The sequence below is a fragment of the Paraburkholderia sp. 22099 genome (assembly GCF_052045835.1).
Taxonomy (GTDB): Bacteria; Pseudomonadota; Gammaproteobacteria; order Burkholderiales; family Burkholderiaceae; genus Paraburkholderia; species Paraburkholderia terricola.
In genome coordinates, this window is record NZ_JBQEPU010000042.1 from 19,003 (window position 1) to 40,738 (window position 21,736).

Genomic DNA, 21,736 nt, shown 5'->3' on the forward strand with positions numbered 1-21,736 from the left:
TGCACAACACGGGTGGAACGGGAAAAGCCATGGCCAAGCGGAATCAGGCGCGCGACGACGGGCAAGTGCAGGACCTACGCCCACGCCCGGTCAGGCTGACTAGCGACATGAGCCTGCCGAAGCTGTCGGCGGTCGAAATCGGCAGTTACGTGGTGATGTTGATCGGCATGTGGGCGGTCATTCAACTCAGGCTGCTCGGCGCGCTGCTGGCCGGGATGCTCGTGTTCCAACTGGTTCACACCATCGCGCCGCGCATCGAGCGTCATATGTCGAGCCAGCGCGCGCGCTGGCTCGCGGTGGTACTGCTCTCGGTGGTGATCGTGGGTTCGCTCACCGGCATCACGCTCGGCCTCATCGAGCATTTCGAGAACGACGTGCCGAGCGTGCAGAAGCTGCTCGATCAGGCCATGCAGTTGATCGATCAGGCGCGGGGGCGGATTCCGCAATTCATTGCCAGTTACTTGCCGGTCGACACCGAGCAGATGAAAGCCAAGGCCGCCGAACTGATGCAGACGCACGCCAACATGCTGCAGCAAAGCGGCAAGACGGCGGCGCGCGCTTTCACTCACATTCTGATCGGCATGATCATCGGCGCGATCATCGCGGTGGGCGCGCAGAAGCATATGCATCGGCTGCCGCTTTCCACGGCCTTCGTCACGCGCGTGACACGTTTCTCCGAAGCGTTCCGCCGCATCGTGTTCGCGCAAGTGAAGATTTCCGCGATCAATGCGGTGTTCACCGGCATCTTCCTGCTGGTCGTACTGCCGATGTTCCACGATCAGTTGCCGCTCTCCAAGACGCTGGTCATGGTGACGTTCATCGTCGGCTTGCTGCCGGTGATCGGCAATCTGATCTCGAACACGATCATCGTCGCAGTGGCGCTCTCGGTGAGCTTCCCGGCTGCGGTCATGTCGCTCGCGTTTTTGATCCTGATTCACAAGCTCGAATACTTCCTGAACGCGCGCATCGTCGGCGGGCAGATCGAGGCGCGCGCCTGGGAACTGCTGGTCGCGATGCTCGTGATGGAAGCCGCGTTCGGCCTGCCGGGCGTGGTCGCGGCGCCGATCTTCTATGCGTATATCAAGCGCGAACTGATTTATCTGCGGCTGGTTTGAACTGCCGCGCGCGGCGGCGCGCACAACGGCAAGGCGAAAAAAAACGGCACCGCGGTGCCGTTTTTTTATGCATGCATCAGAAGTCGATGCGCGCATTCAGCGACAAGGTGCGCGGATCGCCCGGCGTCACGTAATCCGCGTACTGATACTCCCAGTAGCGGCGATTGAGCAGGTTGTCGATGGCCGCGCGGAACGTCACGTCATAGCCGCCGATGCGCGTGGCATAGCTCGCGCCCAGATTGACCAGCATATAGCCCGGCGCGTTCAGATTGCCGGCCGGCCGCACGTTCGTATTGCCCGTGAACTTGGCGTCGGCGCCGATGCGCAGACCCGGCACGTAGGGCACCGAGTACGTCGCATGACCCGCCACCACGAACTGAGGCGCGCCGGCCACGCGGTTGCCGTTGTTCGCCGCGCCCTTTTCGTACTTCGTGTTGATCCACATGAGATCGCCGCCGACATTCCAGCTCGACCCCAGACGCACGTCGCCGCCAAACTCCACGCCCTGGAAGATCGACTCGCCGTCCTGCGCATAGACGTTCGCGCTGTTCGCGTAAGCCGCGCCGCGCTCGATGCGGAACAGCGCGGCAGTCGCGCTCCAGCGCGGATGCTCGGTCTTGATGCCGACTTCATACTGCTTGCTGCGCAACGGCTTGAGCAATTCGCCCCGGTTCGCGTAGGTGTCGCCCACCACGGTGCCCGCTTCCAGCGACTCGACGTAGCTTGTGTAAAGCGTCGTGGTCGGCGCCAGCTTGAACATCAGCGCGACGGTCGGCGTGACGACGCCGTTCTGGCTGTAGGTCGACGTGGTCGCGCCGGTGGTCGAGTAGCCGTGCTGCTCGTAGTTGGTGTAACGCACGCCGCCGAGCACCGACCAGCGCTGGGTCAACTGGATCGTATCGCTCGCGAACAGCGCTTTTTGCGTGATGTCGCTGTCGCGATAGGTGTAGTAGTTCGACGCGCCGCCGAAGGTGTTGGTGTTCGGCTGGTAGAGGTTGCCGGTGCCGATCTGGCCGAAGAAACTGTTCGCGCCGTAATCGTTCGTTTGACGCTGATACGCCGCGCCGATCACGAGCTGGTGCTGCAACGGTCCGGTCTTCACGCTGCCTTCCGCCGACACCTGCCACAAGCTCAGCCGATGCCCTTCCTTGCCGGCGAAACGGCTGTCCGTGTAATCGCCCGCGCCATTGAGCAGGTAGTACGTGCTCTCGTTGCGGTCGCGCGAGCTTTTGCTGTAGCTGTAGCTCGCATTGAGCGTCCAGTCCGGGCTCAGGTTGTATTGAACGCCCGCGGTGTAAAGCTGCAGGTTCGTGTTCAGGTGCTGATCGGGACCAGAGAGGTCGCCCGTGCCGCCGCTCATCGTGTGCGGCAGGCCCGTGCCGGAATACAGCGCCGTCGAAATCGCGCCCGTGATGCCGGTCGAATGACGCTCCTGGTAGAGCGCGCCGAAGGTCGCCTTCAGGTCGCGGGTAATGCGCGCGTCGAGCGCGACGGAAACTGAATCGCGCCGCACGTTGCCGTTGTTGTAGGTCTTGCCTTCCTCATGCGTCGCGTTCAGGCGATAGCCGAACATGCCGTCAGGGCCGACGCGGCCGCCGAGATCGGCGTGCTCGGTCCACACGCCGTCGGTGTAATAGCCGATGTCGATGCTGCGCACCGGCGTGCCGGACAGCGGCGGCTTCTTCGTCACGTAGTTCACGACGCCGCCCGGCGCGCCGAAGCCGTACATGAAACCGGTCAGCCCCTTGAGCAGTTCCACTTTTTCGAGCTGCTCGTACGGCATCGTGATGCCGTAGCTGTTGAACGGCATGCCGTCGATCTTGAAGCCGCTCTGCCAGTCCAGTTGCATGCCGCGCACCGTCAGATACGTGGCCCATGCGTTGTAGGCGTTGCCGTTGTCGGAGACGGAGGCGTCGGTGGCGAACACGTCGCCGAGTTTGGACGGCTGGCGGTCCTGCAATTGTTCGCTCGTGACGACGGTGGTCGAGAACGGCGTGTCGAGTTGTGAACGCGTGCCGAGCGCGCCACTGCTGAGTTCTTCCTTCAGATGCTGCTCGGTGTCTTGCGCCGCTGTGATCTTGACTGCTGGCAACGCTTTTTCGCCCGCTTCAGGCGTCTCCGATGCCGGCGCCTGCTGCGCGAAGGCAGCGTGGCTCGCCGCAAACGCTAGGCAGGTGGCCCAATGCAGCGGCCGCATCGTTAGCCGTTTCTGCGGCAGCGGTTCTATTCCGTTTCTTACCCCGTCTCTTACGCTCATCGCTGACCCTGTTTTTCTGAATACCCCGAACAAATGAGAATCATTCCCAATTCGTACAGGCCGCGATGATGCCGAAAAAGCTATGCGAATTGTAAGCTTCGAGATGCGGCATTTTGCCGCATGCGCATAACCGATGCGAGCTGGAGGCCATGCCAGATGGGGCGTCGCCCAATGATCGAGCGTCACTCCGTCGGCTTAACCGTGTTGCGCTTACGGAAAACTTGCAGCCGATGGCACGATTCCCTAAGATGAGAACAATTCCCATTTACGCAGAACCGGTGCCGTGACAGCTCATCCGAACTTCCGCTTTACCCCTCCAGCTCGCGTATGAGGCAGCAACTCATCCGACTGCACCGCTGGTTCGGTGTCGCCACGGCGCTGTTTCTGTTCGTCGCGGGCCTGACCGGCGCGATCATCGCGTGGGATCATGAACTCGATGCGGCGCTGAACCCATCGTTCTTCAAGGCCCGTACCGCTGGCCCGGCGCTCTCCGGACTTGAACTGGCACGTCGCGTGGAAGCCGCCGATCCGCGTCTCCAGGTGACGTATCTGCCGCTTGCCGCCGAACCCGGCCGCACGTTGCAGATGATGGCGCTGCCGCGCACCAATCCCGCGACCAAACAGCCTTACACACTCGACTTCAACCAGATCGCGGTCGATCCCGCCACCGGCGAGATTCAGGGACGTCGCGAATGGGGTGCGGTATCGCTCGCGCGGCTCAATCTGATTCCCTTCATCTACAAACTGCATTACACGCTGCACTTGCCGTTTACCGGCGGCGTCGATATCGGCGTCTGGCTGATGGGCATTGTCGGGATCGTGTGGCTGTTCGATAGCGTGATCGCGCTATGGCTGTCGTTCCCTAGCCTGAACGCATGGCGCAAGTCGTTCGCGTTTCGCTTCGGACGCGGCGGCTATGCGCTCACCTTCGATTTGCACCGCTCCGGCGGCGTCTGGATCTGGGGCTTGCTGGTGATCGTCGCGCTGACGTCGGTGTCGATGAATCTCGCGGCGCCTGTCGTGCGGCCAATCGTGTCGCTGTTCTCGACGCTGACGCCGGACCCGATCAACAATCCGGAAATCCTGCGCGCCCCGCAACCGGGCGACCAGGTGCTGAGCCGCGAGCGCATCGTGCAACTGGCCGAGGCAGCCGGCAAGGCACGTGATCTCAACGCACCGCCGGGCGGCCTCTACTACGCGGAATTCCTCCACGCCTACGGCGTAGGCTTCTACGCGACCGGCAACGATCACGGCGATATCGGCCTGGGTAATCCCTGGATGTATTGGGACGCCGCCACCGGCAAGCCGCTCGGCGCGCAGATACCCGGCAAGGGCACGGCCGGCGACATCTTCATGCAGGTGCAGTACCCGCTGCATTCGGGGCGCATTCTGGGAATCGGCGGGCGGATTCTGATTAGCGCGGTCGGCATCGCGGTCGCCGTGCTGAGCGCGACGGGACTGCTGATCTGGCTGAAGAAGCTGAACGCGCGCCGCCGTTCGGCGCAAAACGCAAGCCGCATGCGGGACGGCGGCAGGTCCGTAGCGTAGTTCTCGGGGAAAGGTCGCTTCCGGCGCACATGCTTGCAGCATTGGCGGAAAGTCGGGCCCCCGCCACTGCAAGCGCGTCGGCTGCTTTTAGCGGAACACCACCGTCTTGCTGCCGTTCAATACGACGCGATGCTCGACGTGCCACTTCACCGCACGTGCGAGCGTCACGCATTCGACGTCGCGGCCGATCGCCGTCAGTTGCTCCGGCGTCATGCTGTGATCGACCCGCTCCACTTCCTGCTCGATGATCGGACCTTCGTCGAGATCCGTCGTCACGTAGTGGGCCGTTGCGCCGATCAGCTTCACGCCGCGGTCGAATGCCTGGTAATACGGCTTCGCGCCCTTGAAGCTCGGCAGGAACGAATGGTGAATGTTGATCGCGCGGCCCGCGAGCGCTTCGCACAGTTTCGGCGACAGAATCTGCATATAGCGCGCGAGCACGACCAGATCGGCTTGGTGCTCGTCGATCACTTCGAGCACGCGCGCTTCCTGCGCGACCTTCGCCTCGGGCGTGCCGCCCAGCAGCGGGAAGTGATGGAACGGAATGTCGTAGCTGGCGGCGAGTTGATAGAACTCTTTGTGATTCGAGATGATCGCTGGAATCTCGATGCCGAGTTGACCGGTGCGATAGCGGAACAGCAAGTCGTTCAGGCAATGGCCGATTTTCGACACCATGATCACCACACGCGGCTTCACCGACGCATCGTGCAACTCCCAGCGCATGCCGAACTGTTCAGCGAGCGCGGCGAACGACTTGCGCAGCGCCTCCAGCCCCGGATCGCCGCCCACCTGCTGAAAATGCACGCGCATGAAGAATTCGCCGGTGCGGCTGTCGCCGAATTGCGCCGAGTCGAGAATATTGCTGCCACGCTCGAACAGAAAGCCGGAAACCGCGTGGACGATGCCGGGCCGGTCGGCGCACGACAGTTTGAGGATAAAGCTGTGATCGGTCGACATGACCTGGGTGACTCCCTTCTTCAATGCGTGGTTCGTTCGGTGTGTGCTGCCCGATAGCGCGATTCAGATCCAACGGTGCAGTAGTAGTTCAGCGCGGGTCGCTCGCGCGGGCGCTTAGGCGAACGTCGGCGGTGCGAACAACGTGCCGATGCCCGGACACGCGTCTTCATCGATCCAACGGCGGCGCAGCAGACAATCCAGCGTGGCGAGACTCGCGTCCACCGTCATTGCGCCTTCCTCGATCCAGCGCGCCACTTCGTCGATGCGCGCGAGCCGGTGTTCGCCCACTTCGCCGTCCTGGTTGCGCGGTGCGAAATCGGCCGGCAGCGCGAGGTCGTAGATAAAGATCTGTTCGGCCTGCGTGCCTTCCGGCAACGATTGCAGTACATGAGCCGTGCGGCCCGCCACGGCGCGCACGGCGATCTCTTCCGGAATGCCGGCTTCTTCCCAGCATTCCTTGACGATCGTCGCCTCGATGCCGAAGCCCCAGCCGATCCCGCCGGCCACCACATTGTCGAGCATGCCCGGATCGGTCGCCTTGGTGTCGCTGCGGCGCGCGATCCACAGTTGCGGCGCGCCATCCGCGTATTCTACGACGCCGTTCAGATGAACCGCGTACGTCATCGTGCCGAAGAAGCGCGACGCGGCGCGCTCGATATACGCGAGCGGCTTCGCATCGAACCCATTGCGGATCGCGTAAGTCTCGTTGCGCCAGCCAGGAATGCGGCCTTCGGCGGCGAGTGCGCCGATCACGGAGCCGAGCGCCGCACTGCGCAGATCGATCGTGTTGAAGGCTGGCGTCAGGGTCACGCGGGCGCTATCGATGTCGAACACATCGGGCCAGCGCGCGAGCAGCGGCACATCGGTCGAGCGAATCCAGCCGACCTGCTCCGCGTCGATCCAGAACGGCAGATGCGCGTGAGCGTCGAAGCGGCGCGCGGCGGTGATGCAAGGCAAGGTCATGTGAAGCTCCAACTGTTTTCAGCGGTGTCCGCGACGCTCAATCGCGCAAGGCCACGCGAATCCCGATCGCGATGAACGTCGCACCGGCCAGGCGGTCGAGCCACACGCCGACGCGCGGCCGCCGTTTCAACCAGCCGCCGATGATCCCCGCGCACACGCCGAACAGCGAAAACACCACCACGGTCTGCAACATGAACAGCGCGCCGAGTTCGAGCATCTGCACAGTGACGCTTTGCGTGCCGTGCGGCTGCACGAACTGCGGCAGAAACACGACGAAGAACAGCGTCACCTTAGGATTCAGCAGATTGCCGAGCACGCTCTGACGAAACACCGCCATCAGCGGTTGCGGCGCACGCTCGTGCGCGGTGGCGAGGCCCTGGCTGCGCAGCGCCTTCACGCCGATCCAGATCAGATACGCGGCGCCCGCCAGCTTGATCGCCTCGAAGGCAAGCGGCGAGGAGCGCAGCAACGCAGCGACGCCGAGCGCGGCAAGCGTGGTGTGAAACGTGATGCCGGCCGCGAAACCGAGCGCCGCGACCAACCCCGCCGCGCGGCCTTGCGAGATGCCGCGGGCGAGCACTTGCAGATTATCCGGACCAGGCGCCATGGTGATGGCGACCGACGTGGCGAGAAACAACAGAAAGTTGGGCATCGTTGTTACCTTCCTTGTGTGCAGCGTGCGCGAAAGAGGGTTCGCGGCGAATGGTCAATGACCGTCGAATGCGGTCACCGTGTAGAGCGGCAGGCCGCCGTCGCGCAGTAGCTTCGAGCCGCCCAGTTCCGGTAGATCGATAATCGCCGCGCCTTCCACCACGACCGCGCCGAGCCCCTCGAGCAGAATCTTGCCGGCCATCATCGTGCCGCCGGTGGCGATCAGATCGTCGATGATCACGACACGGTCGCCCGCCTTGCAGGCGTCCTCGTGAATCTCGACGGTCGCCACGCCGTATTCGAGCGCGTACGACTGCGAGACGCGCTTATACGGCAGCTTGCCCTGCTTGCGGATCGGGATGAAACCGAGATTCAGCTCGTACGCGAGAATCGGCCCGATGATGAAACCGCGCGCGTCGAGCCCGGCAATGTAGTCGAGCTTCGCGTCAATATAGCGCTGCACGAACAGGTCGATCAGCACGCGCAGCGACTTCGGCTCCTGCAGAAGCGGCGTGATGTCGCGAAACTGCACGCCCGGCTGCGGCCAGTCAGGCACCGTGCGAATGTGGCTTTTGATGTAGTCGGCCGCATCGAGCGGCGCGCTCGCGAGCGCGTTGGACATGTTGTCTCCGGATGGACCTCGCGGGTCCGGTGAAAGGCAAGTCAGGCTGCGGCGGCGCCCGCGCGCCGGTGCTTCGACAGCAGTTCCTCGGCTTGCGCCAACTGTTCAGGCAGACCGCGCAAGACCACGATATCGCTCGCGCGCAGCTTGGTGGACGGGTCCGGCTCGACGCCGCGAATGCCATGCCGGCGAATCGCCGTCACTTCGACGCCCAGATCGAACAGGCCCAATTCCGCGAGCGTGCGGCCCACCGCGTCCGCGTGTTCGTCGACCGGAACCGATTGTAGCCGCACCTGTTCGTGGCCGTCGTCGTCGTCCATGTCGTCGGCGCCGTGGAAATAGCCGCGCAACAGCGCATAGCGCTCGTCGCGCATTTCCTCGACCCGCCGCACCACGCGCCGCATCGGCACGCCCATCACGACGAGCGTGTGCGACGCCAGCATCAGGCTGCCCTCGACGATTTCCGGAATCACCTCGGTCGCGCCCGCGGCCAGCAGCTTCTCCAGATCGGCGTCGTCGACGGTACGAACGATGACGGGCAGCGTCGGTTCCATCTCGTGGATGTTGTGCAGCACGCGCAATGCCGACGGTGTGTTGGCGTAGGTGATCGCGATCGCCGCCGCGCGATGGATACCCGCGGCGAGCAGCGATTCGCGCCGCCCGGCATCGCCGAACACGACCGATTCGCCGGCTGCCGCCGCGGCTTGTACGCGGTCAGGGTCGAGATCCAGTGCGACGTACGACAAACCTTCATGCTCCAGCATGCGCGCGAGATTCTGGCCGGCGCGGCCATAGCCGCAAATGATCACGTGGCCGCTTTGCTTCAGGCTCTGCGTGGCGATGCGCGTCATCTGCAACGACTGCATCATCCATTCAGTCGACGACAGCCGCAGCACGATACGGTCCGCGTTCTGAATCAGGAACGGCGCGGCCAGCATGGAGAGCAGCATCGCCGCGAGAATCGCCTGCAACAGCGTGGCGTCGACGAGATGCTTGTCGAGGATCAGGTTCAGCAGCACGAAGCCGAACTCGCCCGCTTGCGCGAGGCCGATGCCGGTGCGCATCGCCACGCCCGGCGACGCGCCGAACAGGCGCGACAGCCCCATCACCATCACCGCCTTGAGCAGAAGCGGGCCGACCAGGAAACCGAGCACGATGAACGGATGCTCCCAGATCACGCGCGGATTCAGCAGCATGCCGGTGGTGACGAAGAAAAGACCGAGCAGCACGTCGCGAAACGGCTTGATGTCCTCTTCCACCTGATGCCGGTACGGCGTTTCGGCGATCAACATGCCGGCGATGAACGCGCCGAGCGCGAGCGACAGGCCGAACTTGTCGGTGATGAACGCCGCGCCGAGCGTCACCAGCAACAGATTGAGAATGAACAGTTCCTGCGAGCGGCGCCGCGCGACCACGTTGAACCAGCGCGTCATGAAGCGCTGCCCGACTATCAGCAGGAGCGCCAACGCCACGACGATCTTGATCGCCGCGAGCCCGAGCGCGCTCATGAGATCCTCGGAATTGCCGCCCAGCGCCGCGATCACGATCAATAGGGGCACCACGGCCAGATCCTGGAACAGCAACACGCCGAAGATATTGCGGCCATGCTCTGTTTCGATCTCGAGCCGCTCCGCGAGCATCTTGCTGACGATCGCCGTGGACGACATCGCCAGCGCGCCGCCCAGCGCCACGCTCGCCTGCCACCTGATGTGCACCCAGCGCTCGAGCACGAAGCCGAGCGTGACCGCAACGGCAATGGTGCCGAGCACCTGCAATAGACCGAGACCGAAGACAAGCCGGCGCATCGAGCGCAGTTTCGCGAGCGAAAACTCCAGCCCGATCGAAAACATCAGGAATACGACGCCGAATTCCGCGAGGTTCTGCGCACCCGCCGAGTCGGGAATCAGACCTAGCGCGTGCGGCCCCACGACGATGCCGACTGTCAGATAGCCGAGCATCGGCGGAAGATTCAGAAAGCGAAAAAGCACCACGCCCGCAACTGAAGCCAGCAGCAGGAACAGCGTCATTTCGAGCGGGGAAATCATCGGCAAAAGCGCATGGGTGAAGCGTCCTCGTTCGTCAGCGGAACCGCGCACGCGACACGCCGTGCGACAAGGTTGAGGGGCCGTCAAAGGTAGCGGCTTTGCACAGCAGGCCCGGCGCGGCGAACAAGCGCCTTTGCTATACTCCGCGAATGATAGCGAAAATCAATGGCGACAGGGCACTCGCGCTCGCTCGCGACGTGCTCGACATCGAAGCGGACGCGGTGCGCGCGCTTCGCGATCAACTCGACGATGGCTTCGTCGGGGCGGTCGATTTCATCCTGGGTTGCCGTGGGCGCGTGGTGGTTTCCGGCATCGGCAAATCCGGCCACGTGGCGCGCAAGCTCGCGGCCACGCTCGCCAGCACCGGCACCCCCGCTTTCTTCGTGCATCCCGCTGAAGCAAGCCACGGCGACCTCGGCATGGTCACCGCCGACGACGTGTTTCTCGCGCTCTCCAACTCCGGTGAAACCGAGGAACTCGTGACAATCCTGCCGCTCGTCAAGCGGCTCGGCGCGAAGCTGATTGCGATGACCGGGCGCCCGTCGTCGAGTCTTGCGCAACTGGCCGACGTGCACCTGAATTCCGCCGTGGCGAAAGAAGCTTGTCCCATGAATCTCGCGCCCACCGCCAGCACGACCGCAGCGCTCGCGCTCGGCGACGCGCTCGCGGTCGCGGTACTCGACGCGCGCGGTTTCGGCCGCGACGATTTCGCCCGCTCGCATCCGGGCGGCGCGCTCGGCCGGCGTCTGCTCACCTATGTGCGCGACGTGATGCGCACCGGCGACCAGGTGCCGAAGGTCACGCCCGAGGCCACCGTGCGCGACGCGCTGTTCCAGTTGACCGCCAAGCGCATGGGCATGACGGCGATCGTCGACCAGGACGACCGCGTGGCCGGCATCTTCACCGACGGCGACTTGCGCCGCGTGCTCGAACGTGACGGCGACTTCCGCAATCTGCCGATCTCCTCGGTGATGACCGCGGGGCCGCGCACCATCGGCCCGGACCACCTCGCCGTCGAAGCCGTTGAACTGATGGAACGCTTCCGCATCAATCAGATGCTGGTCGTCGACGAAGCACACAAGCTGATCGGCGCGCTCAACATGCACGATCTGTTCTCGAAGAAGGTGATCTGATGGCCGTCGCCCCGCCTACCGCTACCGAACGCGCGAGCCGCGTGAAGCTGATGATTTTCGACGTCGACGGCGTGCTGACCGACGGCGGCCTGCTGTTCACGGCGGAAGGCGACACGATGAAGGCGTTCAACTCGATGGACGGCCACGGCATGAAGCTGCTGCGCCAGGCCGGCATCGAAACGGCGATCATCACAGGGCGCCGGTCGGGCATCGTCGCGGCGCGCGCGAAAGAGATGAACATCGCCCATGTCTATCAGGGCGTGCAAGACAAACCCCAGGCATTCGCGGACCTGTTGAAGCAAACCGGCATGAGCCCGGAAGAATGCGGCTACATGGGCGACGACTGGGTCGACCTGGGCGTGATGCTCAGGGTCGGCTTCGCGGCGGCGCCGGCCAATTCGCATCCTGAAGTGATCGCCCGCGCTCACTGGGTGAGCGAAGCACGCGGCGGTCACGGCGCGGCGCGCGAAGTCTGCGACACACTGCTGCGCGCGCAGCACAAATACGAGGCACTGCTCGCGGCGGCCTGTAGCGGCGAACAGCGGGGTCTCGTCGGATGAATCAGTTTCGCCTGACGTCGCTTATTCCGCTCGTCGCGATGGCCGCGCTCGCCGGCATTACGTGGTGGCTGCTGCAAGCCACGCTGCCGCGCCAGAACGAAGGCGTGGTGCGTCCCAAGGAACACACGCCGGATTACTTTGCCGAAAACTTCTCGGTTTCCGAACTCGATCAGTCGGGCTCCACGCAATACCGCCTGACGGCCCAGTCACTGATCCATTACGAAGACGACGAACTGAGCGACCTGGTGAAACCCGCCATGCGCGCGTTCCAGCCCGGCAAGCCGATCGTCACCGCAACCGGCGACATCGGCAAGGTGAACGGCGACGCGTCGATCGTCGATCTATACGACAACGCCCGCATCCTGCGGGCGCCCGGCAACGGCGATCCGCAGATGCAGGCGGATTCGCAGCATTTTAGGGTGCTGGTCAACGACGATGTGATCGAGACCGAAAAGCCGGTTAAACTTCAGCGCGGCATGTCCGTGATGACTGCCAGCGGCATGAACTACAACAACGTCACCCGGGTGATGAAGCTGTTCGGCAACGTGAAAGGCGCGATCGCCGCGTCCGAAGCCGGCGGCAACGCGCCCAAGCAACCCGGGTAAATCCATTCCAGGCGTGACTGCATGAACGAATCGTTCCCCCGTTTTGACACCGGCCGCACGCGTACCCTGTCCGCGTGCCGCGCCGGACTCGCCGCGCTCATCGTCGCGTTGCCGCTCGCCGGCTTCGCGCCGCTTGCGCACGCCGACCGCGCCGACAAGGACAAGCCGCTGAACGTCGAAGCGGACAATATGACTTACGACGACCTCAAGCAGGTCAACGTCTTCACCGGCCACGTGGTCGCCACCAAAGGCACCATCGTGATCAAGGCCGATCGCGTGGAAGTGACGCAAGACCCGCAGGGCTATCAGTACGCCACCGGCACCTCGAGCGGCGGCAATCTGTCGTATTTCCGCCAGAAACGCGAGGGGCTCGACGAATACATCGAAGGCACGGCTATCCGCATCGACTACGACGGCAAGCAGGATCTCACCACACTCACCACCAACGCCACGGTCAAGCGCCTGCAGGGCCTCTCGACGGTGATGGACCAGGTGCGCGGCAGCGTCATCACGTATGACGGCCAGAAAGACTTCTACACCGCCAAGGCGGGCAAGGACGTCGCCGGTCCGGGCAACCCGAGCGGCCGCGTGCGCGCGATGCTGGCGCCGCGCAACGGCGGCGCGGCTGCGCTGAACGGCGCGTCGGCCACGCTCGCGCCGTCCACCACGATCCAGGGAGCGCCGAACCAGTGAGCTCTTCCGCGTCCCTCCCCAATCGTAAGCCGGCCGGCACCAGCAGTTCGCTGGTGGTGCGCAGCCTGAAGAAGCGTTACGGCTCGCGCACGGTCGTCAAAGACGTGTCGCTCGACGTGAAAAGCGGCGAAGTGGTCGGCCTGCTCGGCCCGAATGGCGCGGGCAAGACCACGTCGTTCTATATGATCGTCGGCCTCGTGCCGCTCGACGCGGGTGAAATCGACCTGGACGGCAAGTCGATCAGCTTGCTGCCGATTCACAAGCGCGCGTCGCTGGGCTTGTCGTATCTGCCGCAGGAAGCCTCGGTGTTCCGCAAGCTGACCGTCGAGGAAAATATTCGCGCCGTGCTGGAGTTGCAGCACGAAGACAACGGCAAGCGGCTCACGAAAGAGGCCATCACGAACCGCACGGAAGCCTTGCTGGATGAGTTGCAGATTGCTCATTTGCGCGAGAATCCGGCGCTGTCCCTGTCGGGCGGCGAGCGTCGCCGGGTCGAAATCGCACGGGCGCTGGCCACCAACCCCAGCTTCATCCTGCTCGACGAGCCGTTCGCGGGCGTCGATCCGATCGCGGTGCTGGAAATCCAGAAAATCGTCAAGTTTCTGAAGCAGCGCAATATCGGCGTGCTGATCACCGACCACAACGTGCGCGAAACACTCGGCATCTGCGACCACGCCTACATCATCAGCGACGGCAGCGTGCTGGCCGCCGGGGCGCCGAGCGAAATCATCGAAAACGAAAGCGTGCGGCGCGTCTACCTGGGCGAGCACTTCCGCATGTAAGCGACGACGGGATTGCCGGCGGTGTCAACGCGCCACCCGCCGGTCCCTTTGCACGCACCCCGCAGCACTTTTGATCTGGGCCGTTTCGCGCCCAGCACCGCCGAAAACGCGGTGCACGCGTAATTGCGAATGTCGCAAGGTATCGCGGTCGTGGCAAACTCTCTACAATGAATCTCAAATTGCCATGAAAGCCAGCCTCCAACTCCGCCTATCGCAGCATCTTGCGCTGACCCCGCAACTGCAGCAGTCCATCCGGCTGCTTCAGCTGTCTACGCTCGAACTGCAGCAGGAAGTCGCCATGGCGATCTCGCAGAATCCGCTCCTCGAAAACGAGGACGACTGGATCGCGAGCCCCCTGCGCGTGGCGGCCGACGGCTCGCTGATTGCCCAGTCGCCCAACTCCTCACCGCCGCCCGATCAGATGGGCGGCAATACGTCGTCATCGTCCAGCAGCAGCGAGCGCGCGGAGAACGGCGAGCCGCAGGGCGTCGACGAATACAACGGTCTCGCGAGCGACAGCAACGGCGACGCGTCGCAATGGAATCTGGACGACTATGGCCGCTCCGGCAATGCGTCCGACGACGACGATTTGCCCCCGCTGCAGATCCACGAATCGAGCACCTCGCTGCGCGACCACCTGATGGCGCAATTGCGCGTCACTCAGGCGGGCCAACGCGACCGGGCGCTGATCACCTTCCTGATCGAATCGCTCGACGACGACGGCTACCTCGCCGCCACGCTCGAAGAAGTGCTGGCCGACCTGCCGGAAGAACTCGAAGTCGACCTGGATGAACTGAACGCGGCCCTCGCGCTGCTGCATAGCTTCGACCCGGCGGGAGTCGGCGCGCGTTCGGCGTCGGAGTGTCTGAAGCTGCAATTGCTGCGGCTCGAACCGTCTCCTACCCGCACGCTCGCGCTCGAGATCGTCGCGCATCATCTGGAACTGCTCGCGGCCCGTGATTTCACGCGTCTGCGCAAACATCTGAAGGCAAGCGACGACGACCTGCGCGATGCCCACCTGCTGATCCGCTCGCTCGAACCGTTCCCCGGCGCCGCCTACGGCAAGGCCGAAGCGGACTACGTGGTGCCGGACATCATGGTGCGCAAGACGGCTCAGGGGTGGCAGGCCGAACTGAATCCGGAAGTGGTGCCGAAGCTGCGCATCAACCACCTGTACGCGAATATTTTGCGCAATAACCGCGGCGATCCCGGCAGCGGATCGTTGCGCCAGCAACTGCAGGAAGCGCGCTGGCTGATCAAAAATATCCAGCAGCGTTTCGAAACGATCCTCCGGGTCGCGCAAGCCATTGTCGAGCGTCAAAAGAGCTTTTTTATGCACGGCGAAATTGCCATGCGCCCCTTGGTTTTGCGGGAAATTGCTGATACGCTGGGTCTACACGAGTCAACTGTCTCGCGTGTGACAACCGGTAAATACATGCTGACCCCATTCGGGACGCTTGAATTTAAGTACTTCTTTGGATCACACGTTTCGACAGACACGGGCGGCGCGGCTTCTTCCACGGCCATTCGCGCGCTCATCAAACAACTGATAGGAGCGGAAAACTCGAAATCGCCTCTCTCAGACAGCCGCATAGCCGAACTGCTGGCGGAACAGGGCTTCGTGGTCGCACGGCGTACCGTTGCGAAGTACCGCGAAGCGCTCAAGATTCCGGCAGTCAACCTGCGCAAGTCTCTGTAGCCCGTCGCCTTCCGTGGCGGGCATTTACCGGCCGCTCCGCAGTTTGGCGGACAGGCCGGCCGATGCGACCTGCCAGAAGTCAGTCACCGGGGGGCGACTCAGGCAAGCCGACAGATCGACCGGACCTACGTCATCGTGTGGACCAAGCGGCCATTAGCTTGGAGAAGCACTATGAATCTGCAGATCAGTGGACACCACCTCGAAGTAACGCCTGCGTTGCGCGAATACGTGATCACCAAACTGGATAGGGTGCTAAGACATTTCGATCAGGTCATCGACGGCAGTGTGGTCCTCTCGGTCGACAACCATAAGGAAAAGGAAAAGCGTCAAAAGGTTGAAATCAACCTTCATCTCAAGGGCAAGGACATTTTTGTCGAGAGCTGTGACAGCGATCTTTACGCTGCGATCGATCTGATGATCGACAAGCTTGACCGACAAGTGATACGCCACAAAGATCGTCTGCAGGGCCATGCGCATGAGGCGATCAAGTACCAACCGGCGCCGCTGCTAGACGTGCCGCCGCAATAGGAAAATTAGAAGGTTTTCTTCATTTTCCTCGCTTCCGTTTTCACCAGCCAAACCGCCCAAGACCGGGCGGTTTTTCGTTTCCAGGCGCCTTTCTGGTGCGGCGGCGCGGCACGAGTTGCCCGTCGAATAAACCTATGGGGCATCGATGGCGCGCCGCACCATCGGCGGCTACCCTGTTCTATAATGTTCCGGTTACCATCGGGGTCTAGTTAGTTCACATGGAGGTCGTCGGCCGGAGTCCTGCGCTTTCGGGCTCCACGTACGTCGCCGTGAGCATCAAACGAATGGAACACCACTCAAATGCCCCAGCGAGGAGAACCCAGGCCACGTTTTCGCCTGTCAACATGAATCGTTTAGCCAAATTTCTTCCCCTCGAGAACGTCGTCGTCGGACTATCGGTCACCAGCAAGAAGCGCGTGTTCGAGCAAGCGGGCCTGATCTTCGAGAACCAGAACGGCATCGCCCGCAGCACAGTCACTGACAATCTGTTTGCGCGCGAGCGCCTCGGATCGACGGGGCTCGGCGAGGGCGTCGCGATTCCGCATGGCCGGATCAAAGGCTTGAAGCAGCCGCTCGCCGCGTTCGTGCGTCTTGCCGAACCCATCCCCTTCGAATCGCCTGACGGTCAGCCGGTCTCGCTGCTGATCTTTCTGCTGGTACCGGAACAGGCCACCCAGCAGCACCTCGAAATCCTTTCGGAAATCGCCCAGTTGTTGTCCGACCGCGAGGCCCGCGAGCGCCTGCACACGGAAGCAGACCGCGAATCGTTGCATCGCCTGCTCACTCAGTGGCAACCTTGATGCATCGGCGGTTCTCCGCACGCCGGTCACCCGCCAGCACGCGGGTTCAGCCTGGGAAGGTGCACGGCCCGCGTTAGCGCGGCCGCCCCCTTGCCCGGCACGCGGCCCACACTGGAGTCACTGACTCATGGATACGTCCAGCATCAACGCCCAAAGCATTTTCGACGACAACGCCGCCACGCTGAAGCTGAGCTGGCTGACGGGGCATGAAGGCTGGGAACGCGGCTTTTCTTCGGAATCGGTCGCCAATGCCACGTCGAGCGCAGACCTCGTCGGCCACTTGAACCTGATCCACCCGAACCGGATCCAGGTGCTCGGCGACGCCGAAATCGACTATTACACACGCCAAACCGACGAAGACCGCTCGCGCCACATGGCCGAGCTGATCGCGTTGGAACCGCCGTTTCTGGTGGTAGCGGGCGGGGTCGCCGCACCGCCGGAACTCGTGCTGCGCTGCACGCGCTCGTCCACGCCGCTTTTCACCACGCCGATGTCGGCCGCCGCTGTGATCGACAGCCTGCGCCTCTACATGTCGCGCATCCTCGCGCCGCGCGCCACCCTGCACGGCGTGTTTCTCGACATCCTCGGCATGGGCGTGCTGCTCACCGGCGACTCGGGCCTCGGCAAGAGCGAGCTCGGGTTGGAACTGATCAGCCGAGGCCACGGCCTCGTCGCGGACGACGCGGTGGACTTCGTGCGGCTCGGCCCGGATTTCGTCGAAGGGCGCTGCCCGCCGCTCTTGCAAAACCTGCTCGAGGTGCGCGGCCTCGGCCTGCTCGACATCAAGACGATCTTCGGTGAAACCGCGGTCCGCCGCAAAATGAAGCTCAAGCTGATCGTGCAACTGGTACGCCGTCCCGACGGCGAATTTCAGCGGCTGCCGCTGGAGAGTCAAACCGTCGACGTACTCGGCCTGCCGATCAGCAAAGTGACGATTCAGGTGGCCGCCGGCCGCAACCTCGCGGTGCTGGTGGAAGCGGCCGTGCGCAACACCATCCTGCAACTGCGCGGCATCGACACGTTGCGTGACTTCATGGATCGCCAGCGTCTGGCGATGCAAGACCCCGATAGCCAGTTCCCCGGCAAATTGATCTAGGCTGGCTGCACCACGTCGCGCCCGCGGCCACCGGCAGCCGCGGGTACGCGCACGGGGGACCAGATGCTATGATGAAATGTACGGATCCCACGACTCCATGCGCATAATCCTGATCACCGGTATATCCGGCTCCGGCAAGTCAGTTGCCCTGAACGCGCTTGAAGACGCAGGCTATTACTGCGTCGACAATTTGCCGCCGCGTTTTCTGCCGCAACTCGCCAATTACCTCGCCGTGGACGGGCAAGACCGCCTCGCCGTCGCCATCGACGCGCGCTCGAGCGCTTCGCTCGACGAAATGCCCGCCATGATCCGCGACCTGTCGCGCGCTCACGACGTGCGCGTATTGTTTCTGAACGCCAGCACGCAGTCGCTGATTCAGCGTTTCTCCGAAACGCGTCGCCGCCATCCGCTATCCGGTTCCACCGCGCACGATGCGGATGTGGGCCTGCTCACCTCGCTCGCGGAAGCGATCGAACGCGAACGCGAACTCGTGGCGGGCCTCGCCGAATTCGGGCATCAGATCGACACCAGCAATCTGCGCGCTAACGTGCTGCGCGCGTGGGTCAAACGCTTCATCGAGCAGAAAGACGCGGGACTCGTGTTGATGTTCGAGTCATTCGGCTTCAAACGCGGCGTGCCGCTCGACGCCGATTTCGTTTTCGACGTGCGCACGCTGCCGAACCCGTACTACGATCATGAATTGCGGCCCCTCACGGGCCTCGACAAACCGGTGATCGATTTTCTCGACGCAGTGCCCCTCGTGCATGAAATGATCGACGACATCGAGAAATTCCTCGCCAAATGGCTGCCGCATTTCCGTGACGACAATCGCAGTTATCTGACGGTCGCTATCGGTTGCACGGGCGGCCAGCACCGCTCGGTGTTCATTGCGGAGACGCTCGCCGCGCGTCTCGCGCCTTCGGCGAATGTGATTGTGCGGCACAGGGATGCGCCGGTAGATGCCGGTCAGTCATCGAGATTAGTGGCTTAACTGGCCGCATCGCGCGGCCTCAACTCGAAGCGTTGCGCCATGTCTTCTTCTACTGTGCTTGCCGATTTGCCGCTGTTTCCGCTGCATACGGTGCTGTTTCCCGACGGACTGCTGCCGCTCAAGATTTTCGAAGCGCGCTACCTCGACATGGCGCGCGACTGCCTGCGCGAAAAGACGCCATTCGGCGTCTGTCTGCTGAAAAGCGGTGCCGAGGTGGCGCGTGAAGAAGAGCCGTCGGTACCCGAAGCAATCGGCTGTCTTGCCGAAATCGAGGAATGCGACGTCGAAGCGTTCGGCATGCTGCTGATCCGCGCACGCGGCACGCGGCGCTTCCGTCTGCTGTCGCATCGCGTGGAGTCGAGCGGCTTGCTGGTCGGCATGGCGGAGCCGCTCGGCGACGACATGCCGCTCGAGGGCAACGACCAGTTGGCCAAATTCGGCGCGTGCGCCGAAGTGCTCGAGCGGATCATCGCAACGATCCGTGAACGGGACCCCGACAGCCTGCCGTTCGCGGAGCCGTTCAGGCTCGAGGACCCTTCATGGGTGTCGAACCGTCTCGCGGAAGTGCTGCCGATCGCGCTGCGCGCGCGCCAGAAATTGATGGAAGTGCAGGACGCCGGCGCGCGCATCGACGTGGTTCATCACTATATGCAGCAGCATCAACTGCTTTGAAGCGCTGGCGCTTGTTGTTTTGCCGGATTCGTTCAGATCAGCGAACCCTGCAAACCGTCGAGCAGTTTGCGCACCGGCGCAGGCACACCGAACGAGTCGAGATCGCTTAGCGCGACCCACGCGGTGTCGGAATCGGCTAGCGCGGCCAACGCGCCAGCCCCACGATCCAGTTCGGCGATTCGCGGCTCTATATTCAGCTTGAAATGCGTGAATACGTGCGTGAGCGGCGCCAGCGGCGAAACCGTTCCATCGCCGCCGAAGGCGCGCGCACGCTCGACGAGCGCGTCTTCGCCGGCGGCTTCGGGCAGGCTCCACAAGCCGCCCCAGATGCCTGACGGCGGGCGCTTTTCCAGCATCACCGCGTTGCCGTCGCGCAGCACGAGCATCCATGTGCGGCGCGTCGGCACGGTTTTCTTCGGCCGCGCGGTGGGCAATTCGCGCTGGCGTCCGGTCTGATTGGCCACGCAGTCGGCGGCGAATGGGCAACGCAGGCAGTCCGGCTTGCCGCGCACGCAGAGCGTCGCGCCGAGGTCCATCAGACCTTGCGTGTAGGCGCTCACGTCGTCGTCCGATGCATTCGACGGAAGCAGCGACTCCGCCAGCGTCCACATCGCGTTCTCGACTTTCTTTTCACCTGGAAAACCTTCCACGCCGAATACGCGCGCCAGCACGCGTTTCACATTGCCGTCGAGAATCGTCGCGCGCGCGCCGAAGGCGAATGAGGCGATCGCCGCCGCCGTCGAGCGGCCGATGCCCGGCAACGCCGCAAGCTCATCCACCGATGCCGGAAACGCGCCGCCATGCTGCTCGACCACGGCCTGCGCGCAACGATGCAGATTGCGCGCACGCGTGTAGTAGCCAAGGCCGGCCCACAGCGCCATCACATCGTCCACGGGCGCGGCGGCCAGCGCCGCAACATCGGGAAAACGCGCCAGAAACTTCGCGTAGTACGGAATCACCGTCGACACCTGGGTCTGCTGCAGCATGATTTCAGACAGCCAGATGCGATACGGGTCACGGGTGTTCTGCCACGGCAAACCGTGACGGCCATGCTGGCGCTGCCACGCAATCAGCCGCGCGGAAAAAGCGGACATCGCGGCAAACGCGGGGGCTTGGCGTGCGGCCGATGGGGACGAACGCGGAGATAAGCGAGAGGGCATTGAAATTAGCGCTGACAGGTGGGACAGAAATACGTGGAGCGCTGCCCCTGCACGATCTGTTTGATCGGCGTTCCACACACGCGGCATGGCAGCCCCGCGCGATCATAGACGAAATAATCGAGCTGGAAGTAACCGCTTTCGCCATTGCTGCCGACGAAATCGCGCAATGTGCTGCCGCCCTTCTCGATCGCGGCGGCGAGCGTCACGCGCACGGCGTCGGCCAGCAGATCGTAACGGACGAGCGAGACGCGGCCCGCCGCGGTGGTCGGTCGGATGCCCGCACGAAACAGACTCTCCGATGCGTAGATATTACCCACGCCCACGACGATTTCACCGGCCAGCAACGCCTGCTTCACCGAAACCTTGCGCCCGCGCGTGAGCCGATGCATCAGCGCGCCGGAAAACGCCGGCGAAAACGGCTCGACGCCGAGGCTCGCGAGCAGTGGATGCTCGAGTACGTCGCCGGCTTCGCGAGGATGCCACAGCACCGCGCCGAAGCGCCGGGGATCGCGATAGCGCAAAATGAATTCGTCGAAGATCCAGTCGATGTGATCGTGTTTCGCGGCAGCAGGCGGATGCGGCACGTGACGCAGCACGCGCAACGTGCCGGTCATGCCAAGATGCACGATGAACCAGCCGGCGTCGATCTCGAACAGCAGGTACTTGCCGCGCCGCTCGACCTTGCGCACCACGTGGCCACGCAAGGTTTTCGCAAGGTCGGCGGGAATCGGCCAACGCAGCGCGGGCGTACGCACGTCGACGCGTTCAACCTTGCGGCCGGACACATACGGTTCGATTCCCCGTCGGGTAACCTCAACTTCTGGCAACTCTGGCATGTCTGACTGGTCTGCAACTTGCG

General features: G+C 63.4%; 21 protein-coding genes. 13 read left to right on the plus strand and 8 right to left on the minus strand.

The window, feature by feature from the left end; all coding sequences use genetic code 11:
- The first annotated feature begins 29 nt into the window (after positions 1–29).
- Positions 30–1,115: an AI-2E family transporter gene (locus tag ACTJLC_RS28500; RefSeq protein ID WP_073429430.1), complete on the plus strand. Its 1,086-nt coding sequence runs from the start codon at positions 30–32 to the stop codon at positions 1,113–1,115.
- Between the two features lie 76 nt (positions 1,116–1,191).
- On the opposite strand, the gene ACTJLC_RS28505 is transcribed toward ACTJLC_RS28500, so the two are convergent.
- Positions 1,192–3,312, minus strand: a complete 2,121-nt coding sequence (locus ACTJLC_RS28505) for a TonB-dependent siderophore receptor (RefSeq protein WP_440845929.1) — start codon at positions 3,310–3,312, stop codon at positions 1,192–1,194.
- Between the two features lie 387 nt (positions 3,313–3,699).
- Here ACTJLC_RS28505 and ACTJLC_RS28510 point away from each other — a divergent pair, with 387 nt between their 5' ends.
- Positions 3,700–4,920: a PepSY-associated TM helix domain-containing protein gene (locus ACTJLC_RS28510; RefSeq protein WP_440845931.1), complete on the plus strand. Its 1,221-nt coding sequence runs from the start codon at positions 3,700–3,702 to the stop codon at positions 4,918–4,920.
- Between the two features lie 87 nt (positions 4,921–5,007).
- Here the strand turns inward: ACTJLC_RS28510 and purU are convergent, their stop codons facing one another.
- The 5 genes from purU to ACTJLC_RS28535 form a co-directional block, all read right to left on the minus strand.
- On the minus strand, positions 5,008–5,877 hold the full coding sequence (gene purU, locus ACTJLC_RS28515; RefSeq protein WP_310313455.1) for a formyltetrahydrofolate deformylase: 870 nt from the start codon (positions 5,875–5,877) through the stop codon (positions 5,008–5,010).
- A 114-nt stretch (positions 5,878–5,991) separates the two neighbouring features.
- On the minus strand, positions 5,992–6,840 hold the full coding sequence (locus ACTJLC_RS28520) for an NUDIX hydrolase (protein WP_440845933.1): 849 nt from the start codon (positions 6,838–6,840) through the stop codon (positions 5,992–5,994).
- A 37-nt stretch (positions 6,841–6,877) separates the two neighbouring features.
- Positions 6,878–7,492 carry a LysE family translocator gene (locus ACTJLC_RS28525; protein ID WP_073429425.1) on the minus strand — a complete coding sequence of 205 codons (615 nt, stop codon included), beginning with the start codon at positions 7,490–7,492 and terminating at the stop codon, positions 6,878–6,880.
- Positions 7,493–7,546: 54 nt separating this feature from the next.
- Entirely contained in the window at positions 7,547–8,113 is a 567-nt protein-coding gene (locus ACTJLC_RS28530) for an adenine phosphoribosyltransferase (protein ID WP_083084700.1), read from the minus strand.
- Positions 8,114–8,154: 41 nt separating this feature from the next.
- Positions 8,155–10,158 (minus strand): monovalent cation:proton antiporter family protein, encoded by a 2,004-nt coding sequence (locus tag ACTJLC_RS28535; protein WP_073429423.1) that lies wholly within the window; start codon positions 10,156–10,158, stop codon positions 8,155–8,157.
- 149 nt (positions 10,159–10,307) lie between these two features.
- Between ACTJLC_RS28535 and kdsD the strand changes: the two genes are divergently transcribed.
- From kdsD to ACTJLC_RS28590, 11 genes are all read left to right on the plus strand, one after another.
- Positions 10,308–11,291: an arabinose 5-phosphate isomerase KdsD gene (gene kdsD / locus ACTJLC_RS28540; RefSeq protein ID WP_440845936.1), complete on the plus strand. Its 984-nt coding sequence runs from the start codon at positions 10,308–10,310 to the stop codon at positions 11,289–11,291.
- A complete protein-coding gene (locus ACTJLC_RS28545) occupies positions 11,291–11,851 on the plus strand; it encodes a KdsC family phosphatase (protein ID WP_440845938.1) in 561 nt (186 codons plus the stop codon). The genes kdsD and ACTJLC_RS28545 overlap by 1 nt, the downstream gene beginning before the upstream one ends.
- Positions 11,848–12,456, plus strand: a complete 609-nt coding sequence (gene lptC / locus ACTJLC_RS28550; protein ID WP_440845940.1) for an LPS export ABC transporter periplasmic protein LptC — start codon at positions 11,848–11,850, stop codon at positions 12,454–12,456. The genes ACTJLC_RS28545 and lptC overlap by 4 nt, the downstream gene beginning before the upstream one ends.
- A 21-nt stretch (positions 12,457–12,477) precedes the next feature.
- Positions 12,478–13,149, plus strand: a complete 672-nt coding sequence (lptA, locus tag ACTJLC_RS28555) for a lipopolysaccharide transport periplasmic protein LptA (protein ID WP_440845944.1) — start codon at positions 12,478–12,480, stop codon at positions 13,147–13,149.
- Positions 13,146–13,931, plus strand: a complete 786-nt coding sequence (lptB, locus tag ACTJLC_RS28560) for an LPS export ABC transporter ATP-binding protein (protein WP_073429418.1) — start codon at positions 13,146–13,148, stop codon at positions 13,929–13,931. Before lptA ends, lptB begins: the two co-directional genes overlap by 4 nt.
- 184 nt (positions 13,932–14,115) lie before the next feature.
- Entirely contained in the window at positions 14,116–15,630 is a 1,515-nt protein-coding gene (locus ACTJLC_RS28565) for an RNA polymerase factor sigma-54 (protein ID WP_440845955.1), read from the plus strand.
- A 171-nt stretch (positions 15,631–15,801) separates the two neighbouring features.
- Entirely contained in the window at positions 15,802–16,158 is a 357-nt protein-coding gene (gene hpf, locus ACTJLC_RS28570; RefSeq protein ID WP_073429416.1) for a ribosome hibernation-promoting factor, HPF/YfiA family, read from the plus strand.
- Positions 16,159–16,442: 284 nt separating this feature from the next.
- Positions 16,443–16,958 (plus strand): PTS sugar transporter subunit IIA, encoded by a 516-nt coding sequence (locus ACTJLC_RS28575; protein ID WP_073429415.1) that lies wholly within the window; start codon positions 16,443–16,445, stop codon positions 16,956–16,958.
- A 127-nt stretch (positions 16,959–17,085) separates the two neighbouring features.
- The gene (hprK, locus tag ACTJLC_RS28580) at positions 17,086–18,054 is read left to right on the plus strand and encodes an HPr(Ser) kinase/phosphatase (RefSeq protein WP_073429414.1); all 969 of its coding nucleotides are present in this window, start codon (positions 17,086–17,088) and stop codon (positions 18,052–18,054) included.
- A 97-nt stretch (positions 18,055–18,151) separates the two neighbouring features.
- Positions 18,152–19,045, plus strand: coding sequence for an RNase adapter RapZ (gene rapZ, locus ACTJLC_RS28585; RefSeq protein WP_073429413.1), 894 nt, complete (start codon positions 18,152–18,154; stop codon positions 19,043–19,045).
- Between the two features lie 39 nt (positions 19,046–19,084).
- The gene (locus tag ACTJLC_RS28590) at positions 19,085–19,717 is read left to right on the plus strand and encodes an LON peptidase substrate-binding domain-containing protein (RefSeq protein ID WP_073429412.1); all 633 of its coding nucleotides are present in this window, start codon (positions 19,085–19,087) and stop codon (positions 19,715–19,717) included.
- Between the two features lie 32 nt (positions 19,718–19,749).
- Here the strand turns inward: ACTJLC_RS28590 and mutY are convergent, their stop codons facing one another.
- Together mutY and mutM are read right to left on the minus strand one after the other, a co-directional pair.
- On the minus strand, positions 19,750–20,877 hold the full coding sequence (gene mutY, locus ACTJLC_RS28595) for an A/G-specific adenine glycosylase (protein ID WP_440845948.1): 1,128 nt from the start codon (positions 20,875–20,877) through the stop codon (positions 19,750–19,752).
- 5 nt (positions 20,878–20,882) lie between these two features.
- On the minus strand, positions 20,883–21,713 hold the full coding sequence (gene mutM / locus ACTJLC_RS28600) for a bifunctional DNA-formamidopyrimidine glycosylase/DNA-(apurinic or apyrimidinic site) lyase (RefSeq protein WP_168792497.1): 831 nt from the start codon (positions 21,711–21,713) through the stop codon (positions 20,883–20,885).
- Positions 21,714–21,736 lie beyond the last annotated feature (23 nt).

Bases quoted from the DNA above. Each gene is read 5' to 3' on its own strand.
- ACTJLC_RS28500 (WP_073429430.1), top strand. From the start codon at position 30: ATGGCCAAGCGGAATCAGGCGCGCGACGACGGGCAAGTGCAGGACCTA.
- ACTJLC_RS28505 (WP_440845929.1), bottom strand. From the start codon at position 3,312: ATGCGGCCGCTGCATTGGGCCACCTGCCTAGCGTTTGCGGCGAGCCAC.
- ACTJLC_RS28510 (WP_440845931.1), top strand. From the start codon at position 3,700: ATGAGGCAGCAACTCATCCGACTGCACCGCTGGTTCGGTGTCGCCACG.
- purU (WP_310313455.1), bottom strand. From the start codon at position 5,877: ATGTCGACCGATCACAGCTTTATCCTCAAACTGTCGTGCGCCGACCGG.
- ACTJLC_RS28520 (WP_440845933.1), bottom strand. From the start codon at position 6,840: ATGACCTTGCCTTGCATCACCGCCGCGCGCCGCTTCGACGCTCACGCG.
- ACTJLC_RS28525 (WP_073429425.1), bottom strand. From the start codon at position 7,492: ATGCCCAACTTTCTGTTGTTTCTCGCCACGTCGGTCGCCATCACCATG.
- ACTJLC_RS28530 (WP_083084700.1), bottom strand. From the start codon at position 8,113: ATGTCCAACGCGCTCGCGAGCGCGCCGCTCGATGCGGCCGACTACATC.
- ACTJLC_RS28535 (WP_073429423.1), bottom strand. From the start codon at position 10,158: ATGATTTCCCCGCTCGAAATGACGCTGTTCCTGCTGCTGGCTTCAGTT.
- kdsD (WP_440845936.1), top strand. From the start codon at position 10,308: ATGATAGCGAAAATCAATGGCGACAGGGCACTCGCGCTCGCTCGCGAC.
- ACTJLC_RS28545 (WP_440845938.1), top strand. From the start codon at position 11,291: ATGGCCGTCGCCCCGCCTACCGCTACCGAACGCGCGAGCCGCGTGAAG.
- lptC (WP_440845940.1), top strand. From the start codon at position 11,848: ATGAATCAGTTTCGCCTGACGTCGCTTATTCCGCTCGTCGCGATGGCC.
- lptA (WP_440845944.1), top strand. From the start codon at position 12,478: ATGAACGAATCGTTCCCCCGTTTTGACACCGGCCGCACGCGTACCCTG.
- ACTJLC_RS28565 (WP_440845955.1), top strand. From the start codon at position 14,116: ATGAAAGCCAGCCTCCAACTCCGCCTATCGCAGCATCTTGCGCTGACC.
- hpf (WP_073429416.1), top strand. From the start codon at position 15,802: ATGAATCTGCAGATCAGTGGACACCACCTCGAAGTAACGCCTGCGTTG.
- ACTJLC_RS28575 (WP_073429415.1), top strand. From the start codon at position 16,443: ATGGAACACCACTCAAATGCCCCAGCGAGGAGAACCCAGGCCACGTTT.
- hprK (WP_073429414.1), top strand. From the start codon at position 17,086: ATGGATACGTCCAGCATCAACGCCCAAAGCATTTTCGACGACAACGCC.
- rapZ (WP_073429413.1), top strand. From the start codon at position 18,152: ATGCGCATAATCCTGATCACCGGTATATCCGGCTCCGGCAAGTCAGTT.
- ACTJLC_RS28590 (WP_073429412.1), top strand. From the start codon at position 19,085: ATGTCTTCTTCTACTGTGCTTGCCGATTTGCCGCTGTTTCCGCTGCAT.
- mutY (WP_440845948.1), bottom strand. From the start codon at position 20,877: ATGCCCTCTCGCTTATCTCCGCGTTCGTCCCCATCGGCCGCACGCCAA.
- mutM (WP_168792497.1), bottom strand. From the start codon at position 21,713: ATGCCAGAGTTGCCAGAAGTTGAGGTTACCCGACGGGGAATCGAACCG.